Raw genomic sequence first — 13,427 nt, forward strand, 5'->3', positions numbered from 1 at the left:
CGAAAGCCTGTTTCTTGTGATTCATAAGCCATTGATTTACCGTCCCGGCAGGATCAAGTGTTGCGGATACTGAACATGAAGAACACCAGCCAAGAGGATTTGACCCTCGGATTGCGCCTGCGAACCTTGCGAGAGCGTGCAGGCTTATCTCAGCGGGCGCTGGCCAAGAAGTCGGATGTGCCGAACTCAACCATCTCGCTGATCGAGTCGGGCAAGATGAATCCATCGGTTGGTGCGTTACGGCGTATTCTGCAAGGCATACCGATTGGCATGTCCGATTTCTTTTCCTTCGAAATCGAATCTGAGCAGACCGTGTTTTACGCCTCAGAAGAACTTACTGAGATCGGAAAGGGTGGGCTGTCTCTGCGGCAGGTAGGATCAAACCTGCATGGTCGCGCGATGATGATCTTGCAGGAAACTTACGAGTTAGGGGCTGACACCGGTCGCGTGATGTACGGGCATGAGGCGGAAGAGGGCGGTATTGTCATCTCGGGTCGGGTGGAGGTGACCGTGGGCGATAAGCGCAAGGTACTGGGACCAGGCGATGCTTATTATTTCGACAGTCGCACCCCGCACCGGTTCAGGCAGGTCGGCCCCGAAGTTTGCCGGGTCATCAGCGCCTGTACTCCGCCTACATTCTAAGCATCACGGCAGAAATTTCAGCACTATGCATCATAGTGTTGCAGTATCTCCTGGTTTGATCCACAGTATGATGCATAGTGCGGGAAATTCCTGCAGATAATCCAGGGTGTCCGCCGCCCAATTCAGAGAGTACCGGAATGAAAAAGAAACCTGCCACTCTGCCACGTGGCTATCGCACCTGCACCGCATCGCTTGCCGTCGCCGACGTCGATGCCGCGCTAACTTTCTACGAAAGTGCCTTTGATGCGAAGATACAGGCCTATGACGCGGATGAGGCCCCCGGCTTTGCCTCGATCAAGATCGGCAACTCGATGCTGTTTGTCACCGCCGGATGGGGTGCGCACGGCCCCGCCATTCCGGGCACAGTCACTCCGATTGGGCATCATATGTATGTCGAAGATGTGGACACTGCCCTTGCAGCCGCGTTGGAAAGCGGTGCCAGCCTGATCGCTGAGGCGGCGGACACCTATTGGGGCGAACGCTGCGCCACGATTGCCGATCCGTTCGGTCATGTCTGGACGTTGGCGACCCGCGTCGAAAACCTGAAGCCAGCGGATATCAGTGAACGGCGCAAAGCGCTGCTGGACGCGGCGCAGATCGAGGCTGCATGAACGACGCCCCCCTTCCCACATTCACGATCCGTCAAAACGATCTGGCCATTCTCGCGGCTGAGGGTCGCATCGGCGACTATCCGGTCGCCGTTCGCACGGCGCGTGAGGTGATCAGCGGCGGCTTTGCCAACCACTCGGCGCATCCCAATACCTGGACTGTATACTTTCTGGTCGATGGCCAATGGGCGCTGGTCGAATCCACGCGCGGGCTGCGGCGGGAGTGGTCCAGCCTTGATCGGCTTGAGAAATGGCTGCGCAGTTGCGGATTCCGGTTCTTCTGGGTTCGCAACGACATCGATTTTGTGGAACCGCAGGCAGAAGATACCGCCGAGGAAGCCGCAGTATGAAGGCAGTCGCCTCGGAAAACCATAGCCTGAGGACAGCAGGCTTGCGTGACCACACGGTTTTATGTTCCGATGAAGAACGCCGGATCAAATCGGCGGTCGCAATCGGCAAGAAAATGAGAAGAAACGAAAAATGACCCCTTTTGCGATAACCGGAATCCAGATGCATGTCGGTGCGTTGCAGTCGAATGTCGACGCGATGCTGCACCGGATCGACATTATGATGGCACGGTTCCCCTGGACCCAGATGGCCCTGTTCAGCGAACTGGCGCCTCATGGTCCGCTCGACCGGTTTGCCCAGCCCTTTCCCAATGACGACCTGTCGCGCTTTCAGGATGCCGCTCGGCGTTATGGGATCTGGCTGATCCCCGGATCGATGTTCGAAAAGCACGAAGATGGACGGATTTTCAACACCTCGGTGGTGATCAACCCCGAAGGTGAGATCGTCTCAAAATACTCCAAGATGTTCCCGTTCAAACCTTATGAACAGAACATCGCCTCGGGTACCGAATTCTGCATCTTTGATGTGCCGGATGTGGGCCGGTTTGGCCTGTCGATCTGCTACGATATCTGGTTCCCCGAAACCACCCGCCACCTGACTAGCCAAGGGGTCGAGGTTCTGCTGCACCCGGTTCTGACCGGCACAACCGACCGCGAGGCCGAGCTGTCGATCGCCAAAGCGACCGCTGCGCAGTTCCAATGCTATGTGTTTGACGTGAACGGGCTGGCCGCCGGGGGCGTGGGCCGCTCACTGGTCGTTGATCCCTCGGCCACCGTGCTGCACCAGTCTGCGGGACAGGAGGATATCTTCCCTATCGAGATCGATCTTGATCAGGTCCGCCGCCAACGCGAGGTCGGACTGAAAGGTCTGGGGCAGGTTCTCAAAAGCTTCCGCGACCGCGAGGCGGAGTTCCCGGTCTATGACCGTACCAGCGGGGCGGATGCCTATCTGCACACGCTAGGCCCGCTGCGCATTCCGCAGAAAGGCGACGTTGCGGGCGTCGCTGCATCCGACCCCAGAACGGCGCTGGGATATACTGAAGACGCCGCGACCAAGCCCGACAATCTGTATCTCTACAAAGGGCGCTCTGGCACAGACTGATACCGGCCCAGCTTTTCGGTATCGGCAGAAAGGAAAAATTTCATGCACGGCATTTCCGATAGCGAAAAGCTCCACACCATCTCGGACTACTACAGCGCCTCGCAACTGAGGGCAGACCGATGGAGCGCGCTGCGGGAAACGGCCGAGTCTCTGGATCAGGGCGGTAACGAAAAAGATCGGGACCGGGCACGGCAGTTGCTGCAGGCGCTGGCCCCGATCGAGGTGTATTTCGCTTTTCCGGGCGGATCGGCGTTCGACTATCTGCGTCGTTTGCTGGACCATGGAAACTTTGGCGATTTCTCAACCGCCGTGCGCCGGGTGTCGCGGGCGCTGACCTCAGGGGCCTATCGTCGCCGCTCGATCCCGCTGATCGCGGATGAGACCGAGGTTGATGAGTTCGAGGACGAGTCCACCCAAAGCCATGAAGCCCGCGCGCTGGGCCGACCTTATTTCGAAGTGATGATCGTTGACAAGGTCAACGAACATCAGGAACGGTTCCTGCAAACCAGCCTGCAACGGATGCGCCGCAGCGAAGATCCGTTTATTTATGAAACCGTTGTCGTTCCCAGTGTCGAGGATGCGCTGATCGGGGTTCTGTTCAACCAGAATGTACAGGCGGTCATTGTTCGCCCGGGCCTTAGCCTGAAGTCCAAGAACGAAACCAATGTTTTGGGCCGCTATATCAGCCTCTATGGCGAGGGCGCCGATCTTGATGCGCTGTCCCCCTCGGAATACGGCCCTGAAACCTGCCGCAGGATCGGCATGCTGCGCCCCGAGCTGGACGCTTATCTAATCACCGACCGTTCGGCGGAAGATATTGCCGGTCTCGATCTGGGCCTGTGCCGGCGGGTCTTCTACAATCAGGAAGACTTTCTGGAATTGCACCTGAACATCCTGCGCGGGGTGCAGCGGCGCTATAAGACACCGTTCTTCACGGCGCTCAAGGAATACTCAAAACAGCCCACGGGCGTGTTCCACGCGATGCCGATCAGCCGGGGTAAATCGATTAGTCGCAGCCACTGGATTCAGGACATGGGGGCGTTCTACGGATCAAATATCTTCATGGCGGAAACTTCGGCCACGTCTGGCGGGCTGGATTCGCTGCTGGAGCCGAAGGGCCCGATAAAAGAGGCGCAAGAGGCTGCCGCACGCGCATTCGGCTCTAAACAGACGTTTTTTGCGACTAACGGCACCTCGACCTGCAACAAAATCGTTGTGCAAGCACTGGTACGGCCCGGAGATATCGTGCTGATCGACCGCGATTGCCACAAATCGCACCACTACGGCATGGTGCTGGCTGGGGCGAGCGTCGTCTATATGGACAGCTATCCGCTGCACGATTACTCGATGTATGGCGCGGTGCCAATCCGAGAGATCAAGCACAAACTGTTGGCCCTACGCGCTGCTGGGAAGCTTGATCGTGTGCGGATGGTGCTGCTGACCAACTGTACATTCGATGGCATCGTCTACAATGTGCAGCGGGTGATGCAGGAATGTCTCGCGATCAAGAAAGACCTGGTTTTCCTGTGGGATGAGGCGTGGTTCGCCTATGCAAGGTTTGCGCCCAATTCTCGTGTGCGCACGGCAATGCGGTCGGCCAATATCCTGCGCGAACAGTTCCGTTCGACGGAACATGCCGAGGCCTACGAGGCCCAACAGGCGGCTCTCGAAGGTGCAGATGACGAAACATTGCTAAACGCCCGCCTGATCGCGCCGCCTGACGCGCGGGTCCGGGTCTATGCGACGCAATCAACCCACAAGACGCTGACCTCATTGCGGCAGGGTTCGATGATCCATGTCAACGACCAGCAGTTCAAAGGCGCGGTGGAAGAGGCCTTTCACGAGGCCTATATGACCCACACCTCGACCTCGCCCAACTATCAGATCATCGCCTCGCTGGATGTGGGCCGCAGGCAGGTCGAGATCGAAGGGTACGAGTTCGTCCAGCGGCAGGTCGAAAGCGCGATGGCGATCCGCCGGGCCGTGACGACCCATCCGCTGCTCAGGAAGTATTTCAAGCTGGTCACAGCGGGTGACATGATCCCCGAGCAATATCGCGAAAGCGGCATGACCAGCTATTTCGATCCCGATCAGGGCTGGGCCGATGTCTGGGATTGCTGGGCGCGGGACGAATTTGTTCTGGATGCCACACGTATCACGCTGCATGTGGGCGCGACCGGTTGGGATGGCGATACCTTCAAGACCAAGATCCTGATGGATAAATACGGCATCCAGATCAACAAAACCTCGCGTAATACCGTGTTGTTCATGACCAATATCGGCACCACGCGCAGTTCGGTCGCCTATCTGATCGAGGTGCTGGTCGAGATCGCCAAGGAACTCGACGATCTGATGGACGATGCGTCCAAGATGGAGAAGCTGGCCTTCGAAAAGCGCGTCAGCAACCTGAGCGAACACGTCCCACCTCTGCCCGATTTTAGTCGGTTCCACGATGCGTTCCGCTGTGAGGCAGGTACCGAAGCCGGTGACATCCGTACGGCGTTTTTCCTGTCCTATGACGAAGACAATTGCGACTATGTCGAACCCGACAAGGAGATGTTGGAACGGCTCGAAGCCGGGGAAGAGATGGTCTCGGCCACCTTCGTGATTCCCTATCCGCCGGGCTTTCCCATTTTGGTACCGGGGCAGGTGATCAGCCCCGAAATCCTCAAATTCATGCAGGAACTGGACGTCTCGGAAATCCATGGATTCCGTGCCGATCTGGGCCTGCGCATTTTTACCGAAGACGCTTTGAAGTCAGTAAAGAACCCCTAAGGGGTCAGGGAGGACAACAATCATGCCAAAGAAGGTGCTGAAAAACATCTCGGAAATCCGCCGGTATTTCCATACCAACAAGGACCCGATCTATTTTGTATCGGCAACCAATTTCAACCTGTTGGGGCTGGATGAATGGGTGATGAACTTCACCTATATCTGCTACATGGATTGCTTTGACGGGCGACATCCGAACGTGTTTGTGCCTTCGGAAATGCCGCATGATGAGTTTCAGTCCATCGAAGACATCAACAATTATCTGCTGCAGCACAAAGAGGTCATCGACCTGGTCAAGCGGCGCGGCGGCAAGCCCAAGTTTGTCTTCCTGATGTTCGACGAGACGACCGAGAAGCTGGTCAAGGAGCTGGGCGGTCAGCTGTGGTTCCCCAAAGCCAAGCTGCGCACCAAATGTGACAACAAGATCGAAACTGTCCGTATCGGCAATAAGGCGGGTGTGCCTTCGGTGCCCAACACGCTGAGCGTTGTCAAAAGCTATGATCACCTGAAAAAGATCTGCGAAAAGGCCGGATTGGGGAATGATCTGGTGCTACAATCCGCCTTCGGCGACAGTGGCCATACGACGTTTTTCATCAAGTCCGAGGCCGATTTCAACAAGCACAAAGACGAGATCATCGGCGAAGGCGAGATCAAGATAATGAAGCGGATCGACTGTCGCGGGGCGGCGATCGAGGCTTGTGCGACCTCGGAGGGTACCATCGTTGGCCCGCTGATGACTGAGCTTGTGGGCTTCAAGGAACTTACCCCCTATCGCGGCGGCTGGTGCGGGAATGAGATTTTCTCAACCGCCTTTCCACCGAAAGCACGTGAACAGGCGCGGCAATTGACCTTCCAATTCGGGGAAGAGCTGCGCAAATCAGGCTATCGCGGCTATTTCGAACTCGACTTCCTGATCGATAAGAAAACCGACGAACTGTGGTTGGGCGAATTGAACCCCCGTATCACTGGCGCCAGCTCGATGACCAACCACGCGGCCTTTGCGCACGCAGATGCGCCACTGTTTCTGTTCCATCTACTTGAGTTTTCAAAGAAGCCCTTCGAGCTGGATGTCGAGGAACTGAATGCCCGCTGGGCGGATCCGGACATGATCGACAGCTGGTCGCAAATGGTAATCAAACACACCGATGACAGTGTCGACCGGATCACGCAGGCCCCACAATCGGGCATCTACAAGATGCTGGAAGATGGCCGCGTCGTGTTCGACCGGTTCGACTATCACCGCCGCGCGGTGGGCGAGAACGAAGCGTTCTTCCTGCGTATCTCGAATGTCGGTGATTACCGCTATGAGGGCGCTGATTTGGGTATCCTCGTGACTCGCGGGCGGTCAATGACCAAGGGCTTTAAACTGACGGACAAATCGAAGAAGTGGATTCATGGGATCACTTCGGCTTATACGGCTGAACCGCTGCCCGCGGCACAGCCGATGGAAGACCCCGCGTTCAAAATTATGTAGAAAGCCCTATGGCGCTTGTTTTTCGCTCAATTGACGAGGAACAGCCCGGTCCCAAGCTGGCCGGGCTGTTTGCCGAATACTGGCCCGCCTACCGCAAATGGTGGGCGCAAGAGGGGTATTCGGCCCGCCCCACCTATCGCGAATGCCTCCGCGCGTTGCAAAAACACATGCCCGAGATTCTGCCGCTGTACGAAGAGATCGTCGAACTGGTCGGCGGCAGCGATAGCCAGGCACGGTTTCTCAGCTTTTACTGCCCGCCGAAATATCTTTCGGGCTGCAGCCAGGCGATTTGGCGTGGCAAGACACCGTTTCTGGTGCGCAATTACGACTACCATCCAAAAACCTTTGACGCTGCTCTGCTGAAAACCCAATGGGGCGGGCGCGGGATCATCGGGATGAGCGACGGCGTTCTGGGTCTGCTTGATGGCATCAACGATGCCGGTCTGACGGTCTCGCTCACCTTTGGCGGGCGGCGCGAGGTCGGCGACGGCTTTGGCGTGCCGCTGATCCTGCGCTATGTCCTTCAAACCTGCGAGACCACTGCGCAAGCGGTTGACTGCCTGTGCCGCATCCCTTGTCATATGAGCTATAACGTCACCGTTCTGGATGCGAAACACAATCACAGCACGGTGTACCTTGCCCCGGACCGGCACCCGCAAATCTCGGACCAACCAGTGGCGACAAACCATCAGGGCCATGTCGAATGGTCCACCCATGCGCGCTTTACGGCCACCGTGGAACGCGAAAGGTTCTTGCTCAACCGTCTCAACCAGCACCCGGAAAGCGAGAAGCGGTTTATCGATGCGTTCCTGCGTCCGCCGCTTTATTCAACGGCTTTCAGATCAGGTTTCGGCACGCTCTATACTGCGGTCTATCGGCCTGCGAAGAAGCAGTTGCAACTGCTTTGGCCCGGTGCCAGCTGGGACTTGTCCTTCGATGGCTTCAAAGAGGGTGAGCTGAGCCTGATGTTGCCCGACGAGGCCGAGCCTGCAGTCTGACAAGCGCGGTCGCCCTTCTAAACTTCTTGCTCTTGGACGGGCGACGCAATAATGGGAGCGCGACGCGCGGCAGTTTCAAACAAGGCCCGGCGGGATCAACACCACATATTTCTATGACGCGATAGGACCACGGAAAGCATGACCGGTACCTCCCCAAATTGGCTAAGATTGCTTCCTTACTTCGCCACCGCATTGGTGATGGTCCTGGTCTGGTCCTGGTATCTGACTGATCTGGGTGTTGGGAACATCTATCACTACGATGAATTCTACACTTATGACCGCAGTACAGGCTTTGCGCGCAATGGGGACTGGCTGGCGGTTTATTCCAACAACGAACCCAGCCTGAAAAAACCGCCCATGCAGTATTGGATGTCTGCACTGCTGATGGAGTTTGGCGTATCTGATATTCTGGCCTTGCGCCTGCCGTCGATGATCTTTGCGCTGGGCGCGCTGATGGCAACGGCCGTACTGGCGCGGGTGATGATCCCGGACAGCCCCTGGGCTATGCTGCCTTCGGTCCTGCTGGTGGCCACGTCGCTTCAGTTCTGGCAACACGCCACATCCGCGATGCTTGATACCGGTGCGGTTTTCTTTTCGACCCTTGGAATTGCAGCCCTGTTGGCAGCGTTGGAAAAGCCGAAATACTGGCCTTATTTCGGCGCAACTCTGGTGTTGGCCGCCTTGCAGAAAAGCCCAACCCCGCTGGCCTTTCTAGCGCTGGCACTACTGACGCTGAAGTTGACCAACAGATGGCAGACGGAACCGTTCAGCGAGATCTGGCAGAACAGAACGTTTCGCCGGACGCTCAAAATTGCGATCCCGCTGGCCTTCGCCTGGCCGATCCTGCAAGAGCTTCGGTTCCTCTTTGGCGACTCGCTTGATGGCAACATCAAAGGCGAGATGCTGGATCGTTTTCGCCCATCGCTCAGCGATCGCGGCTTCGGGAAGCTCTATGATCTGATCATCGCGGGCGAGCCGTGGTTGCGGCTGCTGGGTTTTGTCGGCATCTGCGCTCTGCCATTTCTGCAAAAGCGGCCCAGACTTCTTGCTGCAACAGGTATAGCCGCGTTCTTCATTATCATGATGTGGGCCGCAGCCGGCAAGGTTTATGCACGCTACACCCTGCTGATCCTGCCGATGCTGATGGTCGCCGCAACCGGTTTGTTGTTTTCGGTCGAGCGCCTGCGCTGGGCCGGGATGGTGGCCGCGCTGGGTCTGGTCTTTGTTGCAGGCGGCCTGTTCTATGACCGCGATGCCACCGATCTGGGCAAGGGCCGCGTACGCTTGGGCGTGCCCGAGGCCGAGATTTTGACCCCTTTGGGTGCAATGCTGCAGCCGGATGAAACCCTGCTGCTCTGCGCCTATGACCGCAAGTTGCGCGTACCGCCCGGGGCCGCATCGGTCTTTGCTTCCAACGGTAGGCGCTTTGTCTACCTCAGACGGCTGGAGCTGCACAAATACCTCGACAGGTTCGGCTATACCACCGGCCCTCTGCGAGGGCTCTGTTCGGAGGGTGAGTTGTCTGAGCTGGCACCTGACCTGATCGGGCTCGAGACGCAGCCAACTGCGGTTGACGGTTTGGTCTATTGGTCAGCAACCGGTGTCACGCCCGCCCCTGAATAGGAGACACGGTGCAATCCGCCCCATCGCTGAACAATGCCCCAACAAGTTGCGCTGATGTTGGCCTGCCATGCGGTGACCACTTGAATTTTCGCCGTTGATCCCGCAAAAGCCCTGAGACTGAAACAAGTAAAGCTATCCACTATGCATGCTGATCATGATGCCAACGCTGACAATCGACCCACTGTGTCGATCGTGATTCCCATGCATAACGAACAGGGGGCTGTTCCTGGTCTTATCCAGGGCATCTGCACTGCTGCGACCGAATTGCCCGCGTTCGAGATTGTCGCGGTTGATGACGGATCGACCGATGGCACTTTTGCGGCGCTGCAACAGATGCAGAAAGACTGTCCGCAACTGCGCATCCTGCAGCACAAAACGGCCGGTGGCCAAAGTGCTGCCGTGCATTCCGGCGTCAAGGAAGCACGCGCGGATATCTGCTGTACGCTGGATGGCGACGGACAGAACCCGCCGGAAGAGTTGCCAAAGATTTGGGCGCCGCTGGTGTCGGGTGGTGATGCCTCGATTGGCCTGGTGGCGGGGCAACGGGTTGGCCGGCAAGACACTGCGTCAAAGAAGCTTGCCTCGCGCTTTGCCAATGCACTGCGGGGCTGGATGCTGAAAGACGGCACCCGCGACACCGGCTGCGGTTTCAAGGCGTTCCGACGGCAGGCTTTCCTCGATCTGCCCTTTTTCAATCATATGCACCGTTATCTGCCCGCCCTGTTTAAGGCCTATGGCTGGAATATCGCGCTGGTGGATGTGGCGCATCAGCAGCGTTTGTCGGGCGAATCCAAATACACCAATTTCGGGCGGGCCATGGTCGGCATCTGGGATCTGTTCGGCGTCGTCTGGCTGACCCGCCGCGCCAAATCCGTTTCCGCAACCGAGGCGTCCCGGTCATGAAAGAAACCATTCTGGAAATCCTGCACGTCGACAGCCCGACCGAGGCGCTCTGGGTCTTTATCGGTCTGGCCGGTCAGCTGATGTTCAGCGCCCGGTTTATCGTGCAATGGATCACGTCCGAGCGCGCCAAGAAATCCGTCATCCCGATGGCGTTCTGGTACCTGTCGATCGGCGGCGGGCTTATCCTGCTGAGCTATGCGATCTATCGCCGTGACCCGGTCTTTATTCTGGGTCAGTCGATGGGCCTGTCCATCTACCTGCGCAACATCTTCCTTATTCGCGCTGAAAACCGCTGATTGATCGTAACGCTTCTTTACGACCTGCCACCCATTACAAGTTTGTCGGTTGCACCCGTTCAGCGGGTAGCGGCCTACGGCTGCGTTGTGTGAACAACCTCTTATTGTTTCTGAAATTTTCGTGCTAGTATCCCGCGAATAGATTTTCAGAATTGTACTCGGAGGATATTTTCTCTTGCCCGATAGCTCACCCCGGTTGTTCAGATTGCGCCCTTTGGAAAAGGCGGATCTGGGAACAGTTGCGCGCTGGTTTCAGGATATCCATGACCTGGCCCTGTTCGACCGTACGTCGCGCATTCCGCAGAACCTGGTACAGACCGAGCAATATTGGGAAGACGCGATAAACGCCTCAAAGGACTGCTGCAAATGCTGGTTCGCAATCGAATCTGACAGTGGTGATCTGGTGGGGATGACCGGGCTTGAAGCAATTTCCAGCGTCAACAGGGATGCGGTGGTTCCGGTTTTTGTCGACAAATCCATCCGTCGACATGGCGTGGCGGTGCGTTCGGTTGCGCTGATGCTGGATTTCGCATTCCGGCAATTGGGGCTGAACCGTATCACCTCGTATTACCGGGCCGACAATCACAGCAGCCGCGATCTGATCCAGCGAATCGGCTGCGAGATCGAGGGCACGATGCGTCAGGCCTGGTTCGCGGATGGGCAGTTCCATGACATGGTTGTCGTCGGCATGTTGCAGCAGGACTGGATCGCGCGTCGAGAGGTGCTCGCGCAGGAGTTAGGCGCCCAAACAGTGGTCAGTTTTGTTGCCTCTGGGTGGTCTTGGCCCCCCGATTCCGGTGCAGATACCTAAAATGTTACGTATTCTGAGTCATTTTTTGCTAAAACAGTCCTGTCGGATTCGACATGACAACACAATTGAGTATTGCCAGTGAACACGACCGGTTCGGACGCATCAATAAAACAGAAACTAGGCGCGGTGCTTTTTGCCGACGTTGTCGGCTATTCCCGCCTGATGAGCGAGAACGAGATGGATACGTATAACGCGTTGAAGTCTTTGCTTTCGCAGCTTGAATCGGCTTGCTCAAAGTATCAGGGCAAAATCATCGAAGTGCGCGGTGACGGCATCCTTGCCTTATTCGACACGGCGACCAGTGCGGTAGAGTTCAGCATCGAACTGCATCGGATCGCTGCGGAACATAATCAGGCGCGCGATGATGAGCACAACATCAAATTCCGCGCTGGCGTTCACATGGGCGAAGTTCTGATGGACGAACGCGGTATCCATGGTGACAACGTCAATATCGCTGCCCGCCTGCAGGAGATTGCTGAGCCAGAACGGGTTTATGTCAGCGCAGCCGTCTATGAACAGATCCGTAACCGCCTGCGCTATGGCTATGAATTCCTCGGTCCCAAGCAGCTCAAGAACATTATGTCTCCGGTCGCGACCTACTGTGTCCGAACCGAGGTCGAGGGTGCAACAATGGCCGCAACCCTACGTCCAGAAATGCAGCTGGAAGTGCTTGAAAGGCCCGATAACCCGTCGGTTGCGGTGCTGCCCTTTACTAGCCAAGGCGGGGATGAAGATGACAGCTGGGTCGCCGAAGGGCTGACCGACGACATCATCATGAACCTGTCCAAGTTCCGGAACCTGTTCATCATTGCCCGGAATTCCTCGTTCTTCTTCAAGACCCAGTCGATGTCGCCGCAAGAGGCCGCTCGGCGTCTGAACGTGCGCTATATCGCGCGCGGCAGTGTGCGCCGCTCGTCCAGTCGTATCCGGATCACGGCCGAGCTAATCGACGCCAACACCGAACGCACCATCTGGGGTGAACGGTTCGACCGTAAGCTCGATGATATCTTCGACATCCTGGATGAGGTGACCGAGTGCATCGTTGCCGCCACCGCAGTCATGATCGAGTCGCATGAAAAGCTGCGCATGGTGCAGGCAATCCCGTCAGACCTGCGGGCTTATGGTTCGGTTCTGCAGGGGCAGCACCATATTTTCAAGTACACCCGCAACGACAACCGCAAGGCGCAGCATTGCTACGAATCCGCGCTTGAGCGCGACGGCGGCTATGCTCGGGCTGCAGCAGCCCTGTCACGCACGCTCAACATCGATTGGCGCTATTCCTGGACCGAAGACCCAAACAGCGCGCTGGACAAGGCGCTGTCGCTGGCTCAGCGTGCGGTGGAGCTTGACCCCACAGACGCGCGCGGGTTTGGAGAGCTGGGCTATGTGCAGCTTTATCGTAAAGAGCATGACTCGGCGATCGAATCCTACAAACGCGCCCTGCAGCTTAACCCCAACGATGCGGACATGCATTCGGACTACGCCGATGCGCTGGCCCATTGGGGCGACAACGAAACCGCCATCAAACATCTGCAGCAGGCGATGCGCCTGAACCCCTATTTCCCCGATCAGTACCTGTGGCATCTGGGCGGGGCCTATTACAATCTCAAACGCTATGACGACGTGATCTCATGCGTGAACAAGATGAACAACCCGACCGAGGGGCAGCGCGTGCTGGCTGCCAGCTATGCCCATAAGGGCGAGCTGGAAATGGCCCGCCAGATCGCCGACAAACACCGCGCAGCGCATCCCAATTTCTCATTGTCGCGCTGGGCCAAGGTTCAGCCAGACCGCCTGTCCGACGACACGCAGCATTTTGTCGAGGGGCTCAAAAAGGCCGGGTTCTGAGCT

At 57.2% G+C, this 13,427-nt stretch carries 13 protein-coding genes; all 13 read left to right on the forward strand.

Translation table 11 applies throughout. The features are described 5' to 3' along the window. Positions 1 to 75: 75 nt before the first annotated feature. The 13 genes from ACR0MP_RS15730 to ACR0MP_RS15790 all read left to right on the forward strand — a co-directional run bounded on the left by ACR0MP_RS15730 (position 76) and on the right by ACR0MP_RS15790 (position 13,424). Positions 76 to 642 (forward strand): cupin domain-containing protein, encoded by a 567-nt coding sequence (locus ACR0MP_RS15730; protein WP_170407968.1) that lies wholly within the window; start codon positions 76 to 78, stop codon positions 640 to 642. Between the two features lie 137 nt (positions 643 to 779). Continuing rightward, a complete protein-coding gene (locus ACR0MP_RS15735; RefSeq protein ID WP_170407970.1) occupies positions 780 to 1,253 on the forward strand; it encodes a VOC family protein in 474 nt (157 codons plus the stop codon). Next, entirely contained in the window at positions 1,250 to 1,600 is a 351-nt protein-coding gene (locus ACR0MP_RS15740; RefSeq protein WP_170397963.1) for a hypothetical protein, read from the forward strand. The genes ACR0MP_RS15735 and ACR0MP_RS15740 overlap by 4 nt, the downstream gene beginning before the upstream one ends. Next, positions 1,597 to 1,734 carry a hypothetical protein gene (locus ACR0MP_RS15745; protein WP_170684571.1) on the forward strand — a complete coding sequence of 46 codons (138 nt, stop codon included), beginning with the start codon at positions 1,597 to 1,599 and terminating at the stop codon, positions 1,732 to 1,734. The genes ACR0MP_RS15740 and ACR0MP_RS15745 overlap by 4 nt, the downstream gene beginning before the upstream one ends. After that, complete coding sequence (locus ACR0MP_RS15750) at positions 1,731 to 2,699, forward strand: carbon-nitrogen hydrolase family protein (RefSeq protein WP_170407972.1); 969 nt, start codon at positions 1,731 to 1,733, stop codon at positions 2,697 to 2,699. Before ACR0MP_RS15745 ends, ACR0MP_RS15750 begins: the two co-directional genes overlap by 4 nt. A 42-nt stretch (positions 2,700 to 2,741) precedes the next feature. Next, positions 2,742 to 5,474 carry an aminotransferase class I/II-fold pyridoxal phosphate-dependent enzyme gene (locus ACR0MP_RS15755; protein WP_170407975.1) on the forward strand — a complete coding sequence of 911 codons (2,733 nt, stop codon included), beginning with the start codon at positions 2,742 to 2,744 and terminating at the stop codon, positions 5,472 to 5,474. Between the two features lie 22 nt (positions 5,475 to 5,496). Beyond that, on the forward strand, positions 5,497 to 6,945 hold the full coding sequence (locus tag ACR0MP_RS15760; RefSeq protein WP_170407976.1) for a biotin carboxylase: 1,449 nt from the start codon (positions 5,497 to 5,499) through the stop codon (positions 6,943 to 6,945). Positions 6,946 to 6,953: 8 nt separating this feature from the next. Further along, positions 6,954 to 7,943 carry a C45 family autoproteolytic acyltransferase/hydrolase gene (locus ACR0MP_RS15765; RefSeq protein WP_170407978.1) on the forward strand — a complete coding sequence of 330 codons (990 nt, stop codon included), beginning with the start codon at positions 6,954 to 6,956 and terminating at the stop codon, positions 7,941 to 7,943. A gap of 138 nt (positions 7,944 to 8,081) precedes the next feature. Further along, positions 8,082 to 9,566, forward strand: coding sequence for an ArnT family glycosyltransferase (locus tag ACR0MP_RS15770; RefSeq protein ID WP_480887329.1), 1,485 nt, complete (start codon positions 8,082 to 8,084; stop codon positions 9,564 to 9,566). Between the two features lie 141 nt (positions 9,567 to 9,707). Further along, positions 9,708 to 10,469: a glycosyltransferase family 2 protein gene (locus tag ACR0MP_RS15775; protein ID WP_170407982.1), complete on the forward strand. Its 762-nt coding sequence runs from the start codon at positions 9,708 to 9,710 to the stop codon at positions 10,467 to 10,469. Further along, complete coding sequence (locus tag ACR0MP_RS15780; protein WP_039542759.1) at positions 10,466 to 10,765, forward strand: lipid-A-disaccharide synthase N-terminal domain-containing protein; 300 nt, start codon at positions 10,466 to 10,468, stop codon at positions 10,763 to 10,765. The genes ACR0MP_RS15775 and ACR0MP_RS15780 overlap by 4 nt, the downstream gene beginning before the upstream one ends. 175 nt (positions 10,766 to 10,940) lie before the next feature. Then, entirely contained in the window at positions 10,941 to 11,576 is a 636-nt protein-coding gene (locus ACR0MP_RS15785) for a GNAT family N-acetyltransferase (protein ID WP_480887326.1), read from the forward strand. A gap of 78 nt (positions 11,577 to 11,654) precedes the next feature. After that, positions 11,655 to 13,424, forward strand: a complete 1,770-nt coding sequence (locus tag ACR0MP_RS15790; protein WP_170407986.1) for an adenylate/guanylate cyclase domain-containing protein — start codon at positions 11,655 to 11,657, stop codon at positions 13,422 to 13,424. Positions 13,425 to 13,427 lie beyond the last annotated feature (3 nt).

The sequence above is a fragment of the Ruegeria sp. K3 genome (assembly GCF_056531845.1).

Bases quoted from the DNA above. Each gene is read 5' to 3' on its own strand.
- ACR0MP_RS15740 (WP_170397963.1), top strand. From the start codon at position 1,250: ATGAACGACGCCCCCCTTCCCACATTCACGATCCGTCAAAACGATCTG.
- ACR0MP_RS15750 (WP_170407972.1), top strand. From the start codon at position 1,731: ATGACCCCTTTTGCGATAACCGGAATCCAGATGCATGTCGGTGCGTTG.
- ACR0MP_RS15780 (WP_039542759.1), top strand. From the start codon at position 10,466: ATGAAAGAAACCATTCTGGAAATCCTGCACGTCGACAGCCCGACCGAG.
- ACR0MP_RS15730 (WP_170407968.1), top strand. From the start codon at position 76: ATGAAGAACACCAGCCAAGAGGATTTGACCCTCGGATTGCGCCTGCGA.
- ACR0MP_RS15760 (WP_170407976.1), top strand. From the start codon at position 5,497: ATGCCAAAGAAGGTGCTGAAAAACATCTCGGAAATCCGCCGGTATTTC.
- ACR0MP_RS15755 (WP_170407975.1), top strand. From the start codon at position 2,742: ATGCACGGCATTTCCGATAGCGAAAAGCTCCACACCATCTCGGACTAC.
- ACR0MP_RS15770 (WP_480887329.1), top strand. From the start codon at position 8,082: ATGACCGGTACCTCCCCAAATTGGCTAAGATTGCTTCCTTACTTCGCC.
- ACR0MP_RS15735 (WP_170407970.1), top strand. From the start codon at position 780: ATGAAAAAGAAACCTGCCACTCTGCCACGTGGCTATCGCACCTGCACC.
- ACR0MP_RS15765 (WP_170407978.1), top strand. From the start codon at position 6,954: ATGGCGCTTGTTTTTCGCTCAATTGACGAGGAACAGCCCGGTCCCAAG.
- ACR0MP_RS15745 (WP_170684571.1), top strand. From the start codon at position 1,597: ATGAAGGCAGTCGCCTCGGAAAACCATAGCCTGAGGACAGCAGGCTTG.
- ACR0MP_RS15775 (WP_170407982.1), top strand. From the start codon at position 9,708: ATGCATGCTGATCATGATGCCAACGCTGACAATCGACCCACTGTGTCG.